Raw genomic sequence first — 22,820 nt, forward strand, 5'->3', positions numbered from 1 at the left:
CCGAAAGATGTCGGCATCGGTTGTATCGTAGCCAAGGTCGCCCCTGCGCGCCGGGGTTGCTGCGTCAGGGTTGTCGCGTCAGGGTCGTTCGCCCGCCGGCACCCGCCGTTCGTTGTCAGCCCGTTCGTTCAGCCAGCCGATCAGGGCGGTCTTGTCCATGGGCGGGGCGATGAAGTAGCCCTGGCCTTCGTCGCAGTCCATGGCCAGCAGCGCGCGCAGGGCGGCCGCGTCCTCGATGCCTTCGGCCAGCACGTGCAGGCCGAGCTTGCGGCCCAGCTGCGCGATCATCTCGGCAATGCGCGCGCCTTGCGCTTCGCCCAGACGGCGCACGAAGGTGCCGTCGATCTTGATGCGGTCCAGCGGCAGCCGCTCGAGGTAGCTGAGCGACGAATAGCCGGTGCCGAAGTCGTCGATGGCGATGGAAATTCCCTTGGCCCGCAAGGCCGCCAGGGTGGACTCCAGCAGCTGCGTGGGCAGCGCGGCGACGGACTCGGTGATTTCCAGTTCCAGGTGATGGCCCTGCAGCCGGCTGTGCGCGAGCGCCGCGCACACGGTGTCGTAGAACGCCGGGTCTTGCAGCTGCACGCTCGACACGTTGACCGCCATGCGCAGCGGCGCGCGGTCCGCGTCCAGCAGTTCGCGCATGGCCATGCAGGCGGTGGACAGCACCCATTGCCCCAGCGCCACGATCAGGCCCGAATGCTCGGCCACCGGAATGAAGCGGTCCGGCGGTATGAGGCTGCCGTCTTCGGCACGCCAGCGCACCAGGGCCTCCAGGCCCACCAGCGCCTGGGTGTTCAGGTTGACCTGCGGCTGGTAGACCAGAAAAAGCTGCGCGTTGTCGATGGCCGCGCGCAGGCTGGACAGCAGCAGGGCGCGGTCGCGCGCCTCGGCGCCCATGTGGGCCGAGTACTGCAGGTGCTGGCCCCGGTGGTCGCGCTTGGCGCGCTTCAGGGCGATGGTGGCGTCCTTGACCAGGTCGGCGCCGGCCTGCGCGTCTTCGGGCAGCAGCACGTAGCCACAGGTCAGCGACACCTTGTGCGGCACGCCGTCCACCGCCAGCGGCTGGCGCACGCAGTCCAGCAATTGATGGGGCGACACCTGCTGCAAGGGCCCGAGCACGCCGAAGGTGTCGGCGCCCAGGCGGGCGAGCAGCACGCCGGCCGGCAAGGCGTCGGCCAGGCGTTGCGCCACTTTCTGCAGCACGCGGTCGCCGAAGCGGTGGCCCATGACGTCGTTGGCGGCACTGAAGTCGTCGATGTCGACCAGCGCCAGGATGTGCTCCCGCATGCCTTGTCGTGCGCAGTCGTCCACCTTCTCGACGAAACGGGTGCGGTTGGGCAGGCACACGAGCGGATCGAAGTAGGCGTATTCATGCAGCCGCTCCATCAGGCCGCGCTGGTGCAGCAAGGTGCCCAGGTGCAGGCAGAGCATGTCCAGCAGTTGCCGGTCGGGCGCGTGGTGCGTACCGGTGGTGTCGATGAAGACGGCCATGGGCTGCTCGCCCTTGCGGCCGATGTGCAAGGCCAACCCGCCGCCTTCGGCGCCCTCGCCGCAGGTGGTGCAGCCGGACGCCAGAGCGCGGCGCAGCAACTGCGCCGCCGGCTGCTCGGTCACCGCGTCCAGCGGCAGGTCGAGCAGGGGAGCGAAGCGCCCGGTCGCCGCCAGCACCCGGTAGCCGTTCGATGGCGTCGGCTGCGGCGCTTCCGGTGCGCAGACCAGGCCGTCGCCGCGAGCGCCCCACAGGGCGGTGAGCTGCGCGATGACGCCGCGGGCAAACGCGCGCAGGTCGGTCTCTTCCAGCAGCGAGGCGCTGGCGCGCACGACGAGTTCGAGCACGCGCCGATCGGACGCCCCGCCCGGCGCGCAGAGCGGCCAGAGCGCATCAGGCTCGCGCTTCATGCCAACTGCGCGTGCGCCTGGCCGGATGCAAGCGCCACCTGGTTGCGCCCGCCGCGCTTGGCGACGTACAAGGCTTCGTCGGCCAGGCCGTAGGCCTCGTCGAAGCTGCTGCCGTGCGGCAGCCAGCTCACGCCGAAGCTGGCGGTGACGCCGCTGCCGTCGGGCAGGTCGAACGCAAAGCCCTCGATGGCGCGCCGCAGTGCCTGCGCAACCTGCCCGTCGGCGTCGCTGCCCGGCCCGGGCAGCACCACGGTGAACTCTTCGCCGCCCACGCGGCCGATCTGCGCCGCGGCCGGCGCCGCGTTCTTCAGGCAGGTGACCACGCCCTGGATGACGCGGTCCCCCGTGGGGTGGCCGAAGCTGTCGTTGATGCGCTTGAAGTGGTCGATGTCCAGCACGATGAGCGCGAGGTCATGGCGCTCGAAATGGCGGTTCACCAGCTCGATGACGGCCGCCCGGTTGAGCACGCCGGTCAGCGGATCGTGCGTGGCGCGGTACTCGAGCTCGGCGGCCAGCACCTGCAGGCGCAGGTTGAGCTGGTTCATCTCGAGCTCGGCGCGGTCGCTGCGCCGCACCAGCCGGCGCGTTTCCCGCAGGAGCCGCTCGTAGACGGTGAGCAGCTCGCCCAGGGCCTGGCGGCAGGGCGAGGGCTGCCCGTTCGAAAGGGGGGCGCAGTCGTCGTAGGCGGCGCGGGCGGCTTGCAGCGCCTGGTGCTCGGCATCGAACAGGTCCGGGGGCGTGCCGGTGGCAGGGGAGGTGTCCATTCAGGTGGGCCTCACGGGATGGCTGGCGAAGTCGATCGCGGGAAAGTCTTCGCTGAGCTCCTGGCCGAATTCGAGAATGGTGTCGTCTTCTTCGTCGTGGTACCAGTTCAGGGCCACGCGGTTGCCCGCTTTCACGGCGTCGTTGAGCGCCGCAATCAGGTTGAACAGCATCTTGGTGCTGGAGCTGTTGAAGTAGGCCAGCGCGATGTTGACCTCGATGCGGCTGCCGCTCTGGCCGGCCAGGTAGTCCTTCAGGCGCGCGATGATTTCGCCGTAGAAAGCCGCGGCGTTCTCGGGATAGGACTCGCCGCGCAGGCTGAGCGTGCGGGTGTCGAACCTGAAGTCCACCTGGGGGGAGCTGGGCGTCGGGGCAATGTAGAGGTTTTCCATCTGTGATCTCGATTCGTTGCCGGGCGTGGCGCGCATCAGATTGCGGCCTTCAGGTAGAACACCGGGGGGCCGCCGGCGGTGTCGGCCGCGTCGAAGTCGAACTCCAGCGGCTCCCGTGCATCGCGCGCGACCGTCAGAAGCCCCATGCCCGCGCCTTTGCTGCCTTCGGGCGTTTCCTCGCGCAGCGTCTGGCGGTAGGCCTGCTTGATCTCGTCCATCGTCATGCTGCGCAGCATTTCGAGTTTCACGCGCAGCGCATGGGCGATGTCGGGCTCGACCGGGTTGGCGCACAGCAGCAAAAAGCCGCCGTCGCTCTCGCGGCGGATGCACACCGAGCCGTGGCGCAGTTCGCCGCTTTGCAGGCTCGCGGGGGTCAGCGTGTCGGCCGAGTAATGAATGATGTTCTGCGCCATTTCCACGAACGACGAGAACAGCCTGCGCCGCGTGGGCCCGGCCACGCCGGCCACCTCGAGCTGCAGCTTCACGGCGTCGGACATGGCGGCCACGATGTGCTGCGAAAAATAGCCCACGTAATAGAAGATGACCTGGTGCTGCCGCGCCAGGTTGAAGAAGGAGCCGTACTTGTCGGCGATCGGGGGGAAAGGCATGGGTGAACTCCCCGTGTCAGGTGCGGAAGCAGAAAAACGTCAGGTCGTCTCGGCGGTGGTGCTCGCCCTGCCACAGCCGCAGCGCCTCGCGCACGGCCTCGTTGATCTGCGCGGCCGTGCGCTCGCGCTGCGCGAGCAGCAGTTCGCGCACGCGCCGCTTGCCCAGCGCAATGGCGCGCGGCCCGCCGACCTGGTCGACCAGCCCGTCGGTGCTCACGAACACCACGCTGCCGGCGGGCAGCGTCAGTTCCTGGTTGCTCCAGGCAAAGTCGAACTCGCTGTCCATGTAGCCCACGCCCTTGCGCTGGCCTTCGACCACCTCCACCGCATCGGCGTCGGGGCGCAGCACGAACAGCGACAGCCGCGCGCCGGCGAACACCAGCCTGCCGTGCGCGGGCTCGAACCAGAAGCATGCGGCGTCCATGCCGTCGTCGGAGCCCGGCGTGGCGTCGTGCTCGCCCATCTGGCCCAGCATCTGCTTGATGCTGCGGTTGACGCTGCCCAGCAGCAGCGCAGGGTCGCGCGCGCCGTGCTGCTCGATGGCCTGGGTCAGGCTGCTGGAGGCGATCAGCGTCATGAAGGCGCCGGGCACGCCGTGCCCCGTGCAGTCGGCCACGGTGGCGAACCAGCCGTCGGCCGCGGTGCTGAACTGGTAGAAGTCGCCCCCGACCACGTCGCGCGGCTCCCACACCAGGTGGGCCTCGGGACAGGCGCGCGCCAGGGCGTCGAGCGAGCTGCGCAGGGTCGACTGCTGGATCACGCTCGCGTATTCGATGCTGTGCATGATCTGGCGGTTGCGCGACACCTGCAGGTCGGCCACCACGCGCATGAGCTGCAGGCCGTTGCCCACGCCGGCGAACTGGCCGTCGCGGGTGATGATGAAGCCGTCGGTCAGGGCCTTCTCGCCGTATTCCACGGTCTTGAAGGTCAGCGACTCCAGGTCGAGCGCCGCATCGACGATCAGCGGGTCCTTGTCCATGAAGGCGATGCAGCTCTTGCGGCCGTACAGCTCCACGCGGAACGGCTGGCTCATCTGCGACAGGAAGATGTTGCGGTTGATCAGGCCGATCGGCTGCTGCCCCTCCACCACCGGCAGGCTGACCAGGTCGCGGTGCCGGCTGAAGACGTCCATCACCTTCTCGTTCGTCTCCTCGGTCGTCATGCACGGCACCGTGGTGCAGAGGTCGCCCGCGCAGGGCTGGCGAAACCGGGGCCGGAAATCGCTCAAGTACTCGGAGGTTTCGGGCATGGGAAACGGTGTTCACGAAATAAATGTGAACTTATGTTATGTTTTTAACATTTCGTATCCATGACAACCGGTGGCTGTCGCCGCGCCAAGAATGCAACCGCCTCATCCAAAACCGACACCGCCGCGTACAGGTGCCTATGGCACGCGCATCGACGTGCCCCCATTCGAGGAACAGAGTCATGCCGCAGGACATCGCATTCGCCATTCGCTGGGTCGAAAAGGGCCTGGTGCCCGACACCGTGGTCCGCCGCGGCATTCGCCGCCTGCTGAAGGAACGGCTCACTGAGTTGCATGCGGGCAACGCCCTGGCCGTGGCCGACCTGACGCAAGACTTCGTCGCCGGCATGGGCAAGGCCCACCTGGCGCCGCTGCCCGAAAAGGCCAACGAACAGCATTACGAAGTGCCCGCCGCCTTCTTCGGCGAGGTGCTGGGAAACCACCGCAAATACAGCAGCTGCTACTGGCCGGAAGGCACCCAGACGCTGGAGCAGGCCGAGTCCGCCGCCCTGGCCGCGACCTGCGAGCGTGCCGGCCTGGTCGACGGGCAGGACGTGATGGAGCTGGGCTGCGGCTGGGGCTCGCTCACGCTGTGGATGGCCTCGCACTACCCGAACAGCCGGATCACCGCGCTGTCCAATTCCAATTCGCAGCGCGAGTACATCGAGACGCAGGCGGCCCAGCGCGGCCTGCGCAACGTGCGCGTGCTGACCCGCGACATCAACGTGTTCGACACCGACCAGCGCTTCGACCGCGTGGTCTCGGTCGAGATGTTCGAGCACCTGCGCAACTGGCCGCAGGCCTTTGCCAACGTGGCGCGCTGGCTCAAGCCCGGCGGCCAGTTCTTCATGCACGTGTTCGCCCACCGCGAGGCGCCGTACCCGTTCGAGGTGCGCGACCCCAGCGACTGGATGAGCAAGTACTTCTTCTCCGGCGGCATGATGCCCAGCGACGACCTGGCCCTGCACTGCCAGGACGACCTGCGCCTGCTGCGCCGCTGGCGCTGGGAAGGCAGCCACTACCAGCGCACGGCCGAGGCCTGGCTGCGCAACATGGACGAGCGCCGCGACACGCTGCGCCCGCTGTTTCAGGCCACCTACGGCGCCGACGCCAACATCTGGTGGACGCGCTGGCGGCTGTTCTTCATGTCGGTGGCGGAGCTGTTCGGTTTCGACCAGGGCCAGCGCTGGTGGGTGAGCCACTACCTGTTCGAGCGCCGCGCATGAACAGTTCCATGGACGTGGCCCTGGCGGGCCTGGCACTGACCGCATCGCTCGCATTCCTGACCTGGGTGGCCAGCCTGGTGCGTCGCGACGTGAGCCTGATCGACCGCATGTGGCCCTTGTGCATCGTGGGCGCGGGCATCGTGTATTTCGCGTTGCTGCCGGTGCAGACGCTGCGCGGCCTGTGCATGGCGGTGATCGGCGCGGCGTGGGCGGTGCGGCTGTGCCTCTACATCACTTGGCGCAACTGGGGGCACGGAGAAGACCGGCGCTACCAGGCGATCCGCGCGCGCAACCAGCCGAACTTCGGCTTCAAGAGCCTTTACCTGGTGTTCGCGCTGCAGGCGGTGCTGGCCTGGGTCGTGTCCGCGCCGTTCCTGCCGGGCATGACGGCGCCGCGTGCGCTGGGCGTACTTGACGCGCTGGGCATCGTGCTGGCGCTGTTCGGCACCTTCTTCGAGGCGGTCGGCGACGCGCAGATGGCGCGCTTCAAGGCCGACCCGAAGAGCAAGGGCCAGGTGATGGACCGCGGCCTGTGGCGCTACACCCGCCACCCCAACTACTTCGGCGAAACCTGCGTCTGGTGGGGCCTGTGGCTCATGGCCATGGGCGGGGCGGGCTGGGGCGGCGCGTGGAGCGTGGTGTCGCCGCTGCTCATGACCTGGCTGCTGCTGAAGGTGTCGGGCGTGCGCATGCTCGAAGTCGACATCGGCGAGCGCCGCCCCGCATACCGCGACTACATCGCGCGCACCAATGCCTTCGTGCCGGGGCCGGTGCGCAACAACCGCAAGGCGTCATGAGAAAAAACAAGCACTGGGTACTCGCGCTGGCCGCACTGGCCGGACTCTGCAACGAGGCGGCCACCGCCGCGGCCGCCGGGCCCGCCGGCGGCGAATGGGACTTTCGCGTGCTGCTGGACGACTCGCCCATCGGCGAGCACCGTTTCGCGCTGGCCACCGCGGGCGACGAGCGCAAGCTCACGAGCGAAGCGCGCTTCGCGGTCAAGCTGCTGGGCGTGACGGTGTACCGCTACCAGCACAACGCCACCGAAATGTGGCGCGGCGACTGCCTCAAGCGCCTGAGTTCGAAGACCGACGACGACGGCAACCCCGAGCGGGTGAACGCCGAGGCGGCGGGCGACAACGCGCTGGCCGTGACCACGCCCAAGGGCACGCAGTCGCTCGAAGGCTGCGTGATGAGCTTCGCCTACTGGAACCCCGCCATTCGCACGCAGGACAAGCTGCTGAACGCACAGAGCGGCAAGTTCGAGGCGGTGAAGGTCAGCCGCGCCGGCAGTGGCACGGTCGAGGTGCGCGGCCAGCAGGTGGCGGCCATGCGCTGGCGCATTGCGACCGACGCCCAACCCATCGACGTCTGGTATTCGCAGCAAGGCGAATGGCTGGGGCTCGATTCCACGGTCAGCGGGAACCGAAAGCTCAGTTATCGGCTCAAGTAGGCATGCATCAGTACCTGCAAACCCTCTGCAATGCCGAAAGGGAAGCGATGAACGTCTCTAAATTCCAGTTGCTCGACAGCTACTTCGACGCAAGGCTCCTGGAGCCGCGCCAGGACACTGATGTGGCCGACCGGGCCCGGCGCGCGCGGCGCATGGCGCAACGGCTCAACGAGCTGGCCTACCCGGTCTTTTGCGAGTTCGCCGACTACTTCGATACCAAGCTGGGCGATGCGGCCGAGTGCTACGTCGACCGGGAAGAAGGGCTGAACCGCGACATGCCGCCCCACGTCGGCTTTCGCTGGGGGCCGCAGGGCGGGCGGCTCAACGAGGTGGTGTTCACCGGCAACGTCGAGACCGGCGAAGTGCACGCCACATGGCGCTGCTGGCGCAACGGCATTCCCGCGCTGGGCGACAAGACCCTCGACCCGTTCTGGTCGCCCGAGCTGGTCCATTCGATGCTGCAGGAGCTGATCTTCCAGTTCCCGCCCGTTTGATCGGGCATTGACCGTGCGCATCGCCCTGGGCGCCGCGGCCGTTCTGGCGCTGGCCGTGCTCGTGGGCGTGGTCTATGAGCAGGCCGGCCGCTTCCGCGCCGCGCGCGATTTTCCGCCGCCGGGCCGGATGGTCGACGTCGGCGGGCGGCGCATCCAGCTGGACTGCCGGGGCTCGGGCTCGCCCACCGTGGTGTTCGAGGCGGGTCAAAGCGTGGACGGCGCGCTGAGCTGGTCGGCCGTGCAGCCGAAGGTGGCCGCGCACACGCGCGCCTGCGCCTACAGCCGCGCAGGGCTGATGTGGAGCGACCCTTCGGATGGGCCGTCCAGCGCGAAGCAGGTCGCGCAGGACCTGCATGCCGCATTGACCCGCGCGGGCGAGCACGGCCCCTTCGTGATGGTGGGCCAGTCCATCGGCGGACCTTATGTCGTTACTTTCACGCGGTACTTCGGCGCCGAGGTGGCGGGGCTGGTGCTGGTCGACCCCTCGCATCCGGACCAGGCGGCGCGCGTTGCCGGCTACATGACGGAGTCGCGCTCGCTGCTGTCGCGCGTCGTGCTGAACCTGGGGTGGTCGGGCCTTTTGCGCGTGGCGGCCCCGGTGCTGCTGCCGCAGGCGCCGAACCAGACGGCCCGCGACGCGCAGGCGGTTCGCGCCTTCGCGCCGCGGTCGTTCGGCACGCAGCTCGCCGAGGGCGACGCGACCGACCGCACGCTGGCCGAGGCGGGCGCCTTCCGCGACCTGGGCAACCGCCCGCTGGTGGTGCTCACCGCCATGGCGCCCTACACCGAGGGCGAGTTGCGCGGCATGAAGATCACGCCCGGGCAGGGGGCTCAGGTGCAGGCGCTGTGGAAGCAGATGCACGACGACATCGCAAGCTGGTCCACGCGCGGCACGCACCGGCTGTTGCCCGGTGCGGGGCACGACATCCAGTTCGACGACCCCGATGCGGTGGTCGATGCGGTGCTGTCGGTCGTGCAGCAGGTGCGCGCGGCCGCCCCCGCCACGGCCTCACCGTGACGCCACGGCCACGGGCGCATCGGCTGGTGAAGGCGCTCGCCCGATCATCCACGCGCACACGGCGGACACAGCGCCCGCGAACAGCACATACATGCAGATCTGCCACGGCTGGCCGCCGCCCGACTTGAGCAGCGCGGTCGCGATGATGGGCGTGATGCCCGAGGCGAAGATGCCCGAGAACTGGTAGACGAAGCTGATGCCCGTGTAGCGCACCTTCGCGTCGAACAGGTCGCAGAACAGCGCCGCCTCCGGCCCGTACACCGACGCATACAGGATGCCGAAGGGCACGACGATCGCGAGCCAGATCAGCAGCACGTTGCCCCCGCTGTGCGTCATGAGCCAGAAGCCGGGGAAGGCCGACACCGCCGTGATGATCGATCCCCACATGTACACCTTGGGGCGGCCCAGCCGGTCGGACATGCGCCCGAAGAAGGGAATGAAGAAGATCATCACCACCGCCGCGGCCATCACGCCCAGCAGCGCGTCGGTGCGACTGATCTTGAGCGTGCCGGTGAGGTAGTTGATGGAGAACACGCCGAAGATGTTGAAGAACACGCCGTCGATGTAGCGCGCCCCCATGCCCTTCAGCACATTGCCCGGGTAGCGCCGGATCATGTCCATGAACGGAATGCGCAGCTCGGCGTTGCGCGCCTTCACGGCCGCGAACTCGGGCGTTTCCTGCACGTGCAGGCGGATGTACATGCCCACCATCACCATCAGCCCCGAGATGAGGAAGGCGATGCGCCAGCCCCAGGCCAGGAACTGCTCGTCGGTGAGCAGCGACGACAGCAGCGCCACCACGCCCGAGGCCAGGCACAGGCCGATGGCCAGCCCGATCTGCGGCAGCGAGGCATAGAAGCCGCGCTTTTCCTTCGGCGCGTACTCGTACGCCATCAGCACCGCGCCGCCCCATTCGCCGCCCAGGCCGATGCCCTGTGCAATGCGAAGCAGCAACAGCAGGATGGGCGCCGCGATGCCGATCTGCGCATAGGTGGGCACCAGCCCGATCAGGAAGGTGGCCACGCCCATGATCATCAGCGTGATGACCAGCATGCTCTTGCGCCCGATCTTGTCGCCGAAGTGGCCGAAGATCACGCCGCCCAGCGGCCGCGTGACGAAGCCCACCGCAAAGGTGGTGTACGCCAGCATGACCGACACCACCGGGTCGCTGCCCGGGAAGTACAGCTTGCTGAACACGATGCCGGCCACCACGCCGTACAAGAAGAAGTCGTACCACTCGATGGTGGCGCCCACCAGGGCCGAGATGACCACCCTGCGAATCGCTTTCTCGTCGGTTGCGCTCATGTGTTTGTCTCCAATGCGTTGTTGTCGTGGCGGCCTCTGCGGGCCTTTTTTCAGGAAGCCCTGGCGTCCTCTCTGATCAGGTCGACGGCCTTCTCGGCCATCATCACGGCGGGTGCGTTGGTGTTGCCCGACACCAGCGTGGGCATGGCCGAACAGTCGATCACGCGCAGGCCCGCGATGCCGTGCACGCGCAGGCGCGCGTCGACCACGGCGAGCGCGTCGCTGCCCATGCGGCAGGTGCCGGTGGGGTGGAAGATGGTCGCGCCGTTGTTGCGGCAGAACTCGAGCAGGTCGTCGTCGCTGGCCGCGGCGGGGCCCGGCTTCACCTCGCGCTTCACGTAGGGGCGCATCGCGGGCGATTCGGCGATGGCGCGCGCCGCCTTCACGCCGGCCACGGTGGTCGCGCGGTCGAGTTCGGTGGCCAGGTAGTTGGGCTGCATCTCGGGCGGCTCGGCCGCGTCGAGCGAGCGTATGCGGATGTGCCCGCGCGACGCCGGCCGCAACTGGCACACCGACATGGTGAAGCCCGAGTACGGATGCACCTTGCCGCCCGCCATGTCTGCCGACAGCGTGGCCACGTGGAACTGGATGTCGGGCGTGGCCGCCACGGGCTTGCCGCTCGGGTCCTTCAGCGCACGCATGAAGCAACCGCCCTGGTTGATGCCGACCGCCAGCGGGCCGGTGCGGTGCAGCAGCCATTCCATGCCCATGCCCACCTGACCGAACCAGGAGTTGAGCTGGTCGTTGGTGGTGATGGGCTTGGTGCACTCGTAGCCCAGGCGAATCTGCAGGTGGTCCTGCAGGTTCTCGCCCACGCCCGGCAGGTCGTGCACCAGCGGAACACCCACGCGCTCCAGCAGCGCGCGCGGCCCGATGCCCGAGAGCTGCAGCAACTGCGGCGACTGGATGGAGCCGGCCGCGAGCAGCACCTCGGCGCGGCAGCGCGCGGTCTTCACCGCGCCGCCTTGCCGGTAGCTGATGCCGACTGCGCGCCGGCCCTCGAACACCAGCTTGCCGGCCAGCGCTCCGGTCTCGATGCGCAGGTTGGGCCGTCGCTTCACGGCAGGCGTCAGGTAGGCCGTGGCCGTGCTGCAGCGCCAGCCCTTGTGCGTGGTCAGCTGGTAGTAGCCCGCGCCTTCCTGCGCGGCGCCGTTGAAGTCGCGGGTGCGCGCCACGCCGACCTGTTCGGCGCCGCTGATGAAGGCCTCGATCAGCTCGTGCTTAGCGGCGATCTCCGACACCTTCAGCGGCCCGTCGCCGCCGTGGAAGGCGTCGCCGCCTCGCTGATTGCCCTCGGACTTGATGAAGTAGGGCAGCACGTCGTCGTAGCCCCAGCCGGCGTTGCCGAGTGCGGCCCAGTGGTCGTAGTCCTCGCGCTGGCCGCGGATGTAGATCAGCCCGTTGATGGCGCTGGAGCCGCCCAGCGTCTTGCCGCGCGGCCAGTAGATGCGCCGGCCGTTCATGTTCGGGTCGGGGTCGGTCTCGAAGCGCCAGTTGTAGGTGGGGCTCCACATCGTCTTGCCGTAGCCGATGGGCAGGTGGATCCACAGCGAGCGGTCGGCCGGGCCCGCTTCGAGCAGCAGCACGCGGGTGGCCGGGTCTTCGCTGAGCCGGGCGGCCAGCACGCAGCCGGCGGAGCCGGCGCCGACGACGATGTAGTCGAACTCTTGTTCAGGCATTCGGCAAGGTCCGGGAGGATCCTGTGGTGAGGGAGTGGAACAATCGCAGGGCTCGGCCGCATCCTAGGCCAATGATTTTCGGAACGCAATGTTCCACTTTTAAGGTTTACCCGCATGCCCCGTCCCGCGAGAGCCGCTGCCGCCTTGATGTCCGCCGAGGAGCCCGAGCCCGGTTCCGGTTCCGGCTCTTCCGCCGAGCGCAGCCTGCGCCTGCTGGCGCTGCTGGCCGACGAAGGCCGCGCCCTCACCCTGGCCGAACTGGCCGCGCAACTCGGCCTGCCCAAGGGCACCGCGCACCGCATCTGCACGCAACTGCTGGCCACCGGCTTCCTGGCGCGCGACGTGGACGAGCGCTCCTTCAGCGTGGGCCCCGCGTTGCGCAAGCTGGCTTTCGACACGCTCAACCACGGCGTGGTGCGCGGCTTGCGGCACGAGGTGCTGTCGGAACTGGTGCGCCAGGTGGGCGAAACCTGCAACCTCACCACGCTCGACGGCGCAGGGGTGCTCTACCTCGACCGCGTCGAGGCGCAATGGCCGCTGCGCCTTTCGCTCGACGTGGGCTCGCACGTGCCGTTGCACTGCACGGCCAGCGGCAAGCTGTTTTTGGCGCTGATGCCGAACAAAGAGCGCGATGCGCTCGTCGACCGCCTGCCGCTGGAGCGCATGACGGCCAACACGCTGACGACAACCGATGCGTTGCGCGCCGAGTGCGAGGCCATTGCGAAGCGCGGCTACGCGTGCGACCGCGAGGAGTTCATCGCCGGCCTGGTGGCGGTGGCTGTCCCGGTGCGCGATGCAGCGGGCGCGGTGCGCGCCGCGCTGGCCGTGCATGCGCCGACGGCGCGCATGTCGATGGACGATGCATTGAAGCGCATCGATGCGCTGAAGACCGCTGCGGGCAAGATGACCGCACTGCTCTGAGCCGCACGGTCCGCGCGCCCGCAGAGACGGCTGCTTCACCGGGCGGCGAAAAATTTCTTGTGACCGACGTCGTGGGTCGAGAATCCGGCCTGTCCGAAATGGGGAACGCCATGCTTAACGTCGTCGACGCCATCCGCAACTTCAACACAGGCCGCGACCCCGAGCGCCTGGCGATGAAATACGCCAACCTGCGCAGCAACGCCTTCGTCTTCCTGCGGGGCACCTGCCATCTCTTCTACGACCGCTTGCCGAAGGATGCGCTCTTCGCCAAGGCGCCGGCGGGCTGGCTCTGCGGCGATGCGCACCTGGAGAACTTCGGCAGCTACAAGGGCGACAACCGGCTTGTGTACTTCGACCTCAACGATTTCGACGAGGCGGCGCTGGCGCCCGTCACCTGGGAGCTGGTGCGCTTCCTGTCGAGCATTCTGGTGGCGGGCGACAGCCTGTGCGCGACCGGCGATGCCGATGCCCTGTGCAAGGCGTTCCTCGACGCCTATGCCGACGCGCTGGTGCTCGGCAAGGCCCGCTGGGTGGAGCGCGACACCGCGGACGGGCTGATCCAGCAACTGCTGGACACCCTCAAGGCGCGCACGCGGCCGGCCTTTCTAGACCGGCGCACCGACAGGAAGGGGCGCGGCCGTGTCATTCGCTGCGACGGCAAGCACGCGCTGAACGTGAACGACGACGCGCGTGCGAAGGTGACGAAGCTCATCGACACCTTCGCGGCCTCGCAGGACAAGCCCGGCTTCTTCAAGGTGCTCGACGTGGCGCGGCGCATCGCGGGCACCGGCAGCCTGGGGGTCGAGCGCTACATCGTGCTGGTGGAAGGCAAGGGCTCGCCCGACGGCAACTACCTGCTCGACCTGAAGCAGGCGCTGCCTTCTTCGCTCGCGCCGCACCTCACGCTGCAGCAGCCCGCGTGGCCGTCGCAGGCACACCGCGTGGTGGGGCTGCAGCGGCGCATGCAGGCGGTGTCGATGGCGTTCCTGCACCCGATCGTGGGGGCCACGGCCACGTCTGCCTCCTACGTGCTGCGCGGCCTGCAGCCGAGCGAAGACCGGGTGAGCCTCGATGCCCGCCGCAACAGCCTCGCGCAGATCAGCGGGGTCATCCGCGAGATGGGGCAGCTCGTGGCGTGGGCGCAGCTGCGCAGCGCGGGGCGGCAGGGCTCGGCCGTTGCCGACGTGCTGGTCGATTACGGGGGCTCGGCCAAGTCGTGGCGCAACGACCTGCTCGAAGCCGCCCACGAATGCGCCGCGCAGGTCGAGAAAGACTGGAAGGCCTACAGCGCAGCTTTCGATGCGGGAACGATGGCCTCGTGAGCGGACCGGCGGGGGGCTCAGGGTCGGCGCAGGGGTCAAGTCCACCCGCTGGCCACCGCCCGCACCACGCTGACCGTCGCGAGCGCAATCAGCAGGTTCAGCACATGCCGCCTGAACTGCGCCGGCGACACGCCCTTGAACGAGCGCTGCCCGTACCAGATGCCCGCGAGCATCGCCGGCGCGAGCCACAGCGCCCACTTGAGCGTGTCCGGCCCCAGCAGGTTGCCCGAGGCGTGCGCCGAAGAGGGCATCAACGCCGCGCAGATCAGCGACACCACGTCGCTGAACAGCAGCAGCGCAATGAGCGTGGCGCGCAACGCGGCCGGCGCCATCTTCGCGGTGCTCAGCAGCACCGCGACGGCAATGCCGCCGATGGCCGCCACGCCGTTGATGAACCCCGACGCCAGGCCCGCGGCCAGCCGCACGCCGCGCGTGGGCACCAGCGTGAGGTGCGCGCCCCCGCGCAGCAGCAGCGCTGCCGCCATCAGCAGCACACCGATCAGCAGGCGCAGCTGCGTCTCGGGCAGCCACGCGAGCAGCGCCACGCCCAGCGGAATGCAGACCAGGTTGCCCAGCATCAGCCAGCTCAACCACGGCATGTCGATGTCGCGCGCAATGCCGCGCAGCTGGCTCAGGCTCGCAAGAATCTCCAGCATGAAGATCGCGGGCACCACCAGCGCGGGTGACACCACCAGCGACATGCCGGCCACCGTGATGGCCGAGAAGCCGAAGCCCGCGAAGCCGCGCACGATGCCGGCCGCGAACACCACGCACAGGCTGTAGGCCAGCGTCGCCGGGCCCAGCGGCGGCACCAGCAGTTCGGCCGCCGTCATGCCTCGAACAGCGGCAACAGCTTCAGGCGCTGCACCTTTCCGGAAGGGCCGCGCGGCAGGTCGCGCACGAAGCGGTAGTGGCCGGGCGTCTTGTAGCGGCCGAGCGCGGCGGTGCTGAACTCGCGCAGTTCTTCCTCGGTGCAGGCGCAGCCTTCGCGCAGCACGATGCACACGCCGACTTCCTGGCCGTAGTGGCGGTCGGGCACACCCACGGCGGCGGCTTCGCGCACGGCGGGGTGGCGCAGCAGCGCCTCGTCGATCTCGCGCGGCGCGATGTTCTCGCCGCCCTTGATGATCAGTTCCTTGATGCGCCCGGTGACGAAGAAAAAGCCGTCCGCGTCGCGGTGCCCCAGGTCGCCGGTGCGCAGCCAGCCGTCGGGCGTGAAAGCGGCGCGGGTGGCTTCCTCGTTCTTGTAGTAGCCCAGCATCACCTGGGGCCCGCGGATCACGAGCTCGCCGGTCACGCCGTCGGGCACGGCCGCCAGCTTCGCATCGACCACGCCGGCCATGCAGCCCGAGGCGCGGCCCACCGAGCCGAGCTTGCGCGCGGCCGGGTCCATCGGGTTCGAGAACGAGGGCGCGGCCGTCTCCGTGAGCCCCATGGTCTCGACGATGCCGATGCCGAACGTCCGCTCGAAGGCGCGGTGATGCTCAGGCGGCAGCGCGGCCGAGGCCGAGCGGCAGAAACGAATGGCCAGCGTCTGCGCCAGCGGCGGCTTCGCACCTTCGAGCAGGTACGAGATCATGGTGGGCACCACGTTGATCCAGCTGCACTGCGTGTGCGTGGCCTGCGCCCAGAAGCGGCCGGCCGAAAACTTCGGTGGCATCGCCAGGCTGCCGCCGTGCGCCAGCGGCGCAAGCATGGTCACTGCAAAGGCGTTGATGTGATACAGCGGCAGCACCGCGAGCACGCGGTCCGACGGCTGCAGCGCATGCTCGGCGCTGATGGCGTGCGCATTGGCCGCCAGGTTGCGCTGCGTGAGCATCACGCCCTTGGGGCTGCCGGTGGTGCCCGAGGTGTACATCAGCAAGGCGACGGCGTCGGGCGAGGGCGCCGAGGCAGCCGCCGCCATCTCTTCTTCACCAGGCAACGCATCGCCTTCAGGGTCGGCCACGATCACCTTCACCGGCCGGTCGAAGCCGTGCACGATCTCGCGCACGCGCGCTTCCCATTCGGGCGCGACGCAGACCACGCGGCAGTCGGAATGCGCGAGCACGTAGCGCATCTGCTCGGGCTGCGACAGCAGGTTGACGGGGTTCACGCAGAAGCCCCCGTGCATCGCGCCCAGCAGCACCCGAAGGGTCTGCAGGCCGTTGGGCATGACGACCGAGACCGTGTCACCCGCCTGCATGCCATGGCCCTCCAGCACCGCGGCAACACGGCGGCACGCGCGCGCGAGCTCTCCGAAGGTGAGGTGCCGCTCGGACTCGGTGGCGCGCGCATACACCGCGTTCGGCTGGCGAAGCGCCTGCTGCTCGATCAGCGCATGAACCGTGAGGGCTGCCGCCATGCTCAGTTCGCTCCGTGCGCGCTGAAGAACGCGCCGAAGATTTCGTCCTCGGTCGGCACCACCTCCGGAATCGGCCGCGACACGCGCGTGATGTTGAGGTAGTGGCGGTAGTTCATGTTGTCCGAGAAGTTGTTCTTGCCCCAGGTGCCGCAGCCCATCGACAGCGAGAATGGCAGGCCGTTGTCGAAGCTGCCGCCGGCGGCGATGCAGTGCGCCTGGTCGACGATCACGCGAGCCACCGGCAGCGTGAGACCGAGCGTGAGCGCGCGTTCGGGCACCGCGCTGTGCAGGCCCACCGAGTGGCCCGCGCCTTCGTAGGCGTAGATGCGCGCGACGGTGGCCATGGCGTGCGCGAAGTCGCTCGCGGCGTACACGGCGAGCACCGGGCTGAGCTTCTCGCCGGAGAACGGGTGCTCGTGGCCCACGCCGTCTTCGGCCACCATGAGGATGCGCGGGTCGGCTTCTGCAATCGCTTGCCACGCCGCGCGGTTGGCGCCGTCCAGCGCCGCCGCGCGTTCGGCGATGGCGCGCGCCGACTGGCCGATGACGGCGGGCGAGAGTTTTCCGTCGGGCCACATCAGCGCCTGCAGCGCGGCTTTCTGCGGGGCAGCAAGCATGACCGCGCCCCGGTCCTTCAGCGCGGCGAGCATCTGCGCGCGCACTGCATCGACGATGACCAGGCTGTTCTCCGACGAGCAGCTGGTGGCGTTGTCGAAGGTCTTGGAGCGCACGATGCGGTCCGCGGCGGCCACGACGTCGGCCGTCTCGTCGACGATGCCGGCCACGTTGCCCGCGCCCACGCCGAAGGCCGGCGTGCCGCTCGCATAGGCCGCGCGCACGTTGGCCTGCGAGCCGGTGGCCACCACCAGGTCGCACAGGCGCATCAGCTCGGCGGTCGATTGCTTGTTGACGGGCGAGGGCAGCAACTGCACCAGGTCGCGCGGCGCGCCGATGCGGTCGAACTGCGCGTGGATGAATTCGATGAGCCGCGCCGCCGTCGACCAGCCCTTGGGTGAGGGCGCCACGATGACCGCGTTGCGCCCCTTGAGCGCATTGATGATCTTGTTGGCCGGCGTGGCGCCCGGGTTGGTCGAGGGCGTGACGGCGCACACCACGCCCACGGGCCGTGCGATCTCGACGATGCCGCGTGCCGGGTCTTGCGCGATCACGCCGACCGAGCGCGCCCCGTGCAGGTCGCGCAGCAGGCCGAAGGTCTTGCGGTGGTTCTTGCGCACCTTGTCCTCGACGTTGCCCACGCCGGTGTCGGCCACGGCCAGCTCTGCCAGCTCGCGGTTGCGCGCCGGCTCGACGATGGCCCAGCCGGCCGCGACCACGGCGGTGTCGACCTGCGCCTGCGACCAGGTTTCGTAGATGCGCTGCGCGGCGCGCGCGCGCGCCACCAGTTCAGCGATGGGGGAAGAGGGGGAGGGGTTCGCATGTTCCATGGCGTCTGTCCGTGTCGGTCAATCGACCTTGATGCTGGCCTCTTTGGCCAGCTTTTGCCAGCGCACGAGTTCGGTGGTGACGACCTTGCCCAACTGTTCGGGCGTGCCGCCGACGCCTTCGCTGCCTTGGGCCAGCAGCTTGTCGCGGATGTCGGGTTCCTTCACCACGGTGTTGATCACGCGGTTGAGCTTGTCGATGGCGGGCTGCGGCGTCTTCGCGGGCACGAACACGGCGTACCAGGAGTCGACGTCGAAGTCGGCAATGCCGGCCTCCTGCATGGTGGGCACGTCGGGGAAGGCCGCGCTGCGCCGGGTGGTCGACACCGCGAGCGCCTTCAGCTTGCCGGCCTTCACGAACTGCGCCGCGGCGGGAATGGACACCCACAGCAGCGGCACCTGCCCGCCCATCACGTCGGTCACGGCCGGTCCGCCGCCGCGGTAGGGAATGTGCGTCATCTGCGTGCCGGTGCGCAGCTTCAGCAGCTCGCCGGCCAGGTGCCCTGGCGAGCCGTTGCCGACCGAGGCGAAGGAGATGCTGTCGGGCTTCGCCTTGGCCATGGCCACCAGCTCGGCCACCGTGCCGGCCGGGAACTGCATGTTGGCCACCAAAATCTGCGGCAGCGAGGCGACCATGGCGACCGGCGCGAAGTCTTTCGCGGTGTCGAAGCCCAGCTTGTTGTAGATGGCCGGGTTGATGGTGTGCGACGACAGCGTGAACAGCACCGTGTAGCCGTCGGGCGTCGACTTGGCGACCAGTTCGGTGCCGATGGAGCCGGCCGCGCCGCCGCGGTTGTCGATGAGCACCGGCTGGCCCAGCAGCGTCTGGAAGCGCTCCTGCACGATGCGCGCGATGACGTCGGTGCCGCCGCCGGGCGGGTAGGGCACGACCAGGCGGATCGGCTTGGTGGGGTAGTCGGCGACGGTGTCGGCGTGTGAAGCCAGGGGCGCCAGCATCGCGGACATCGTCACGGTGGCCAGCAGGCCGGCGCGCAGCCAGGGAGCGGGGAGCAGCGTCATTCGAGTCTCTTTTTCTTCGGGGTGTTCGCCACGGGGCCTGCCGCTGCGCTCGCGCGGTATCCCAGCGTGATGCTGGCGTCGCGCGCGCAGGCCGTGATGCGCCCTGCCAGCACGCGGGCCTGCGTGCGCGCGAAGCGAATCGACGGCACGCTCATGCCCACGGCCGCGACCGCTTCGCCGCGCGCATTGAACACCGGCACGCCGAGGCCGCACACGCCCAGGCGCCATTCCTCGCGGTTCTCGGCATGGCCGCGTGCGCGCGTGCGCGCCAGTTCCAGAAGAAGCAAGTCGATGTCGGTGATGCTGTTCTTGGTGTGTGCCACCAGCAGGCCCAAGCGCTGCCGCAGCGCGTCGGCATCGAGCGACGCGGCCGCCAGCAGCGCCTTGCCCGAGGCCACGCAGTACGCCGCCGCCCGTCCGCCGACGCGCGAGTACGCGGCCACGGGCAGGGGGCTGTCGAACTTGTCGAGGTAGACGATGTCGGCGCCGTCGAGCACCGCCAGGTGGATGGTCTCGCCCGTGGCCTGCGCCAGCGCGGCCAGGTGCGGCCGCAGCAGCGCGCCCACATCGGCCGCTTCACCGACCAGTGCGCCGATTTCGAAGAGTTTCAGGCTCGGCCGGTAGGCACTGGTGCCGGGGTCTTGCACGGCCCAGCCGCACTCCACCAGCGTTTGCAATGTGCGGTGCGCGTTGCTGCGCGCCATGCCGAAGGCCTGGGCCAGGTCGGTGACGCGGCAGTCGCGCTGCTGGCGCGCCATCCATTCGAGGGCGGCAAGGCCCTTGGCAAGCGTGGAGTCCATGGGGTCGTCTCTGGTGTTCCAAATGTTGGAACAACGTTCTTGGATTTGAAACGCACTGTAGGAAGGTCAGTGGCGCTTTGTCAACCAGGGACTTGGATGCAGTGCCAAACGCTTCAGCGCCGATAACGCCCAGCCATCAGTTCGATCACTTCGCGAAAGATCGTGTTGCCGCTGGAGGCCGCGAGGTCGAGCACATGGCTGCGGCTGTAGTACGGACTCAGGTCCAGGCCCACGCCGATGCCCGCGATGGCGATGTCGCCACGCTGCTCCTGGCGCGCCACCACGTCGCGCAGGTGGTGGTCCAGGTAGTGCGCGTCGTTGGCCAGGTGGGTGGCGCTGTCCATCGGGGAGCCGTCTGAAATGACCAGCAGCAGCTTGCGCGCCTCGCTGCGCGCGCGCAACCGCGAGCAGGCCCAGTCGAGCGCCTCGCCGTCGATGCCTTCGCGGAACAGGTCGGGCTTGAGCAAGGCGGCCATGGCCGGGCGTGCGCGCCGCCAGGGTGTGGCCGCAGCCTTGAAGACGATGTGGCTGCGTTCGTTCAGGCGCCCGGGGTGGGCCGGGCGGCCCGCGCGCACCCACTCGCGCTGCGGGCGTCCGCCGTTCCAGGCACCAGTGGTGAAGCCCAGCACCTCGCTCGCCACGCCGGCCTGTTCGAGCGCGCGCGCGAACACGTCGACCATCATCGCCACCGACTCGGCGTGCTCCTTCATCGAGCCCGAGCAGTCGATGAGAAAGCTGACCATGCAATCTGCCACCGGTTCCATGCGCTCCGTGCGGAACAGGCGGCGCTCGGTGGGCGCGGCGACGAGCTGCGCGAGCCTGCGGCCGTCGATCAGGCCTTCTTCCTGCCCGCCGCTCCAGCCGTCGCGCTCGGGCTCGGCCAGCAGGGCGCGCAGCTCGCGCGCCAGGCGGGCGATGTTCACGCCCTGCGCGGCGATGCGGCGGTCCAGCTTGTCGCGGTGCTCTGCCAACACCTCCTTGCGCGCCAGCGTGGCGGCGTCGTGCTCGCGGTCGCAGGCGGTGCTGAACACGCGATAGGCGCCGCCCGCACCGTCGAGCACCGCGCTGCGGCCCGACTCCGCCGTGGTGAAGCGCTCGATCACCTCGCGGTCCATGTCCGTGACCAGGCTGAACACGCTGCGCTTGTCGTCCACGTGCGGGTCGCGCGAGTCGCTGCTGTCTTCGCCGGCCTCGTGCAGCATCGCGGCGACGGTGCGCGCGATGGCCAGCGCATGCACCGCGTAGGCGGCCTGGTCGGTGCGGTCGCGGCGCAGGCCCGCCAAGGCGTGGCCGATCAGCGGCGCGAGTGCGAAGCGCGTGGCTTCGAGCATGTCTTCGGTTTCTTCCACCACCTGCTGGCCGCTGACGCGGGCGCGGCAGATCTGCGCCACGGCGTACAGCAACAGGCCGCGTGCGGTGTCGGTCAGGCCCGAGTGATGGAAGGCCAGCGACCACTGTTCATGACGGTGCCGCAGGTTGCGGTGCATGCCGGCCATGACCTCGGGCGCCATCGCCTCGACGCGGAACTGCTCGAGCATCTCGAACAGCATGCGTTCGACGGGTTCTTGGGGGCGCAAACTGTCGTGCAGCGCCGCCTTCGATTCGGTGAGCCGCAGCGCCAGGCCGTCGGCCACGCCGCGGAACGAGGCGAAGTCGTCCGTGTCCGGCGACGGATGCAGGTGCGGCGCGAACCACGGGAGCACCACACGTCCGCGATGCAGCCGCCGTCCGCGAAAGTGCAGGTCTCGCTCGCCGCTGAAGGCCCGCACCACGCCTGCGCACAGCTCGGCCACCAGCTCTTCCTGGCGCACCTTGCGCTGCATCGCGCTGGCTGGTGCAGGCGCCTCGCTCATTCGGGCGAGCCTGCCGACAGCTGGTGCGACTCCTGCAGTTCACGGTCGAAGCAGCGCTGGAAATACTCGGCGACCAGGGGCCGCTCGGCGTCGTCGCACTTGTTGACGAAAGACAGGCGAAACGCCAGCGCCGGGTCCTTGAAGATCTCGACGTTCTCGGCCCAGGTGATGACGGTGCGCGGCGACATCAGCGTCGACAGGTCGCCCGCGGCGAAGCCCTTGCGGGTGAGGTCGGCCACCGCGACCATCGAGGCGACCAGCCGGGTGCCGGCCTCGTCGGCCAGCGACGGCACGCGCGCCTGCACGATCGCGATCTCTTCGGCGGCCGGCAGGTAGTTGAGCGAGGCGACGATGTTCCAGCGGTCGATCTGCGCATGGTTCAGGCGCTGCGCGCCGTGGTACAGCCCGTTGAGGTTGCCCAGGCCCACCGTGTTGGCCGTGGCGAACAAACGAAAGAGCGGGTGCGGGCGCAGCACCTTGTTCTGGTCCATCAGCGTGAACTTGCCGTCGCGCTCCAGGATGCGCTGGATGACGAACATCACGTCGGGCCTGCCCGCGTCGTACTCGTCGAACACCAGCGCCACGGGCCGCTGCAGCGCCCAGGGCACGATGCCCTCCTGGAACTCGGTGACCTGCTGGCCTTCGCGCAGCACCACCGCATCCTTGCCCACCAGGTCGAGCCGGCTGATGTGGCCGTCCAGGTTCAGGCGCACGCAGGGCCAGTTCAGCCGCGCCGCCACCTGTTCGATGTGCGTCGACTTGCCGGTGCCGTGCAGCCCCTGCACCATCACGCGCCGGTCGCGCGTGAAGCCCGCGAGGATGGCGAGCGTCACGTCGGGGTTGAAGCGGTACACCGCGTCGACCTCGGGCACGTGGTCTTCGAGGCCATCGAGTCCGTCGCGATGGCTGAAGGCGGGCACCTGCAGGTCGGTGTCGATGCCGAACACCTCGCGCACGCTGAGCATTCGGTCCGGCCGGAGGTCTGCGGTATCGGTCACGGTGGGCTTTCTGTGAATTCTGTGAATTCTGTGGA

21 protein-coding genes are annotated in these 22,820 nt (G+C 69.0%); 7 read left to right on the forward strand and 14 right to left on the reverse strand.

Going from position 1 to position 22,820, the window contains the following annotated elements:
• Positions 1 to 78: 78 nt before the first annotated feature.
• From ACSFA5_RS01285 to ACSFA5_RS01305, 5 genes are read right to left on the reverse strand one after another with little or no spacing between them, the layout of a single operon-like run.
• Positions 79 to 1,902, reverse strand: a complete 1,824-nt coding sequence (locus ACSFA5_RS01285; RefSeq protein ID WP_435442190.1) for a putative bifunctional diguanylate cyclase/phosphodiesterase — start codon at positions 1,900 to 1,902, stop codon at positions 79 to 81.
• On the reverse strand, positions 1,899 to 2,666 hold the full coding sequence (locus ACSFA5_RS01290; RefSeq protein ID WP_435442191.1) for a GGDEF domain-containing protein: 768 nt from the start codon (positions 2,664 to 2,666) through the stop codon (positions 1,899 to 1,901). Before ACSFA5_RS01290 ends, ACSFA5_RS01285 begins: the two co-directional genes overlap by 4 nt.
• Positions 2,667 to 3,056: a DUF1987 domain-containing protein gene (locus ACSFA5_RS01295; RefSeq protein ID WP_435442192.1), complete on the reverse strand. Its 390-nt coding sequence runs from the start codon at positions 3,054 to 3,056 to the stop codon at positions 2,667 to 2,669.
• 35 nt (positions 3,057 to 3,091) lie between these two features.
• The gene (locus ACSFA5_RS01300; protein WP_435442193.1) at positions 3,092 to 3,664 is read right to left on the reverse strand and encodes a SiaB family protein kinase; all 573 of its coding nucleotides are present in this window, start codon (positions 3,662 to 3,664) and stop codon (positions 3,092 to 3,094) included.
• Between the two features lie 16 nt (positions 3,665 to 3,680).
• Positions 3,681 to 4,913, reverse strand: coding sequence for a SpoIIE family protein phosphatase (locus tag ACSFA5_RS01305; protein WP_435442194.1), 1,233 nt, complete (start codon positions 4,911 to 4,913; stop codon positions 3,681 to 3,683).
• Positions 4,914 to 5,092: 179 nt separating this feature from the next.
• On the opposite strand from ACSFA5_RS01305, the gene ACSFA5_RS01310 reads away from it, so the two are divergent.
• The 5 genes from ACSFA5_RS01310 to ACSFA5_RS01330 are packed head-to-tail and all read left to right on the forward strand — an operon-like array spanning position 5,093 to position 9,101.
• Positions 5,093 to 6,136 carry an SAM-dependent methyltransferase gene (locus ACSFA5_RS01310; protein WP_435442195.1) on the forward strand — a complete coding sequence of 348 codons (1,044 nt, stop codon included), beginning with the start codon at positions 5,093 to 5,095 and terminating at the stop codon, positions 6,134 to 6,136.
• A complete protein-coding gene (locus ACSFA5_RS01315) occupies positions 6,133 to 6,933 on the forward strand; it encodes a DUF1295 domain-containing protein (RefSeq protein ID WP_435442196.1) in 801 nt (266 codons plus the stop codon). Before ACSFA5_RS01310 ends, ACSFA5_RS01315 begins: the two co-directional genes overlap by 4 nt.
• The gene (locus tag ACSFA5_RS01320; RefSeq protein ID WP_435442197.1) at positions 6,930 to 7,589 is read left to right on the forward strand and encodes a DUF6134 family protein; all 660 of its coding nucleotides are present in this window, start codon (positions 6,930 to 6,932) and stop codon (positions 7,587 to 7,589) included. The genes ACSFA5_RS01315 and ACSFA5_RS01320 overlap by 4 nt, the downstream gene beginning before the upstream one ends.
• 47 nt (positions 7,590 to 7,636) lie before the next feature.
• Positions 7,637 to 8,083, forward strand: a complete 447-nt coding sequence (locus ACSFA5_RS01325; protein WP_435442198.1) for a hypothetical protein — start codon at positions 7,637 to 7,639, stop codon at positions 8,081 to 8,083.
• Between the two features lie 13 nt (positions 8,084 to 8,096).
• Positions 8,097 to 9,101 carry an alpha/beta fold hydrolase gene (locus tag ACSFA5_RS01330; RefSeq protein WP_435442199.1) on the forward strand — a complete coding sequence of 335 codons (1,005 nt, stop codon included), beginning with the start codon at positions 8,097 to 8,099 and terminating at the stop codon, positions 9,099 to 9,101.
• On the opposite strand, the gene ACSFA5_RS01335 is transcribed toward ACSFA5_RS01330, so the two are convergent.
• A complete protein-coding gene (locus ACSFA5_RS01335; protein ID WP_435442200.1) occupies positions 9,093 to 10,406 on the reverse strand; it encodes an MFS transporter in 1,314 nt (437 codons plus the stop codon). The two genes, ACSFA5_RS01330 and ACSFA5_RS01335, sit on opposite strands and share 9 nt — an antisense overlap.
• 50 nt (positions 10,407 to 10,456) lie before the next feature.
• Positions 10,457 to 12,085, reverse strand: a complete 1,629-nt coding sequence (locus ACSFA5_RS01340) for a GMC family oxidoreductase (RefSeq protein ID WP_435442201.1) — start codon at positions 12,083 to 12,085, stop codon at positions 10,457 to 10,459.
• Between the two features lie 114 nt (positions 12,086 to 12,199).
• Between ACSFA5_RS01340 and ACSFA5_RS01345 the strand changes: the two genes are divergently transcribed.
• Positions 12,200 to 13,006 carry an IclR family transcriptional regulator gene (locus ACSFA5_RS01345; protein ID WP_435442202.1) on the forward strand — a complete coding sequence of 269 codons (807 nt, stop codon included), beginning with the start codon at positions 12,200 to 12,202 and terminating at the stop codon, positions 13,004 to 13,006.
• 110 nt (positions 13,007 to 13,116) lie between these two features.
• Positions 13,117 to 14,328 (forward strand): DUF2252 domain-containing protein, encoded by a 1,212-nt coding sequence (locus ACSFA5_RS01350; protein ID WP_435442203.1) that lies wholly within the window; start codon positions 13,117 to 13,119, stop codon positions 14,326 to 14,328.
• Between the two features lie 35 nt (positions 14,329 to 14,363).
• Here ACSFA5_RS01350 and ACSFA5_RS01355 read toward each other — a convergent pair whose 3' ends face one another.
• From ACSFA5_RS01355 to ACSFA5_RS01385, 7 genes are all read right to left on the reverse strand, one after another.
• The gene (locus tag ACSFA5_RS01355) at positions 14,364 to 15,161 is read right to left on the reverse strand and encodes a sulfite exporter TauE/SafE family protein (protein ID WP_435442204.1); all 798 of its coding nucleotides are present in this window, start codon (positions 15,159 to 15,161) and stop codon (positions 14,364 to 14,366) included.
• On the reverse strand, positions 15,158 to 16,672 hold the full coding sequence (locus ACSFA5_RS01360) for an AMP-binding protein (protein WP_435442205.1): 1,515 nt from the start codon (positions 16,670 to 16,672) through the stop codon (positions 15,158 to 15,160). Before ACSFA5_RS01360 ends, ACSFA5_RS01355 begins: the two co-directional genes overlap by 4 nt.
• A 2-nt stretch (positions 16,673 to 16,674) precedes the next feature.
• Positions 16,675 to 18,117 carry an acylating sulfoacetaldehyde dehydrogenase gene (gene sauS, locus ACSFA5_RS01365; protein WP_435442206.1) on the reverse strand — a complete coding sequence of 481 codons (1,443 nt, stop codon included), beginning with the start codon at positions 18,115 to 18,117 and terminating at the stop codon, positions 16,675 to 16,677.
• 18 nt (positions 18,118 to 18,135) lie between these two features.
• On the reverse strand, positions 18,136 to 19,134 hold the full coding sequence (locus ACSFA5_RS01370) for a tripartite tricarboxylate transporter substrate binding protein (RefSeq protein ID WP_435442207.1): 999 nt from the start codon (positions 19,132 to 19,134) through the stop codon (positions 18,136 to 18,138).
• A complete protein-coding gene (locus ACSFA5_RS01375) occupies positions 19,131 to 19,934 on the reverse strand; it encodes an IclR family transcriptional regulator (protein ID WP_435442208.1) in 804 nt (267 codons plus the stop codon). Before ACSFA5_RS01375 ends, ACSFA5_RS01370 begins: the two co-directional genes overlap by 4 nt.
• 113 nt (positions 19,935 to 20,047) lie before the next feature.
• Positions 20,048 to 21,787: a cobaltochelatase CobT-related protein gene (locus ACSFA5_RS01380; protein ID WP_435442209.1), complete on the reverse strand. Its 1,740-nt coding sequence runs from the start codon at positions 21,785 to 21,787 to the stop codon at positions 20,048 to 20,050.
• Complete coding sequence (locus ACSFA5_RS01385; RefSeq protein WP_435442210.1) at positions 21,784 to 22,785, reverse strand: AAA family ATPase; 1,002 nt, start codon at positions 22,783 to 22,785, stop codon at positions 21,784 to 21,786. Before ACSFA5_RS01385 ends, ACSFA5_RS01380 begins: the two co-directional genes overlap by 4 nt.
• Between the last annotated feature and the right edge of the window lie 35 nt (positions 22,786 to 22,820).

This window comes from Variovorax monticola, assembly GCF_051216855.1.
Classification (GTDB): Bacteria; Pseudomonadota; Gammaproteobacteria; order Burkholderiales; family Burkholderiaceae_C; genus Variovorax.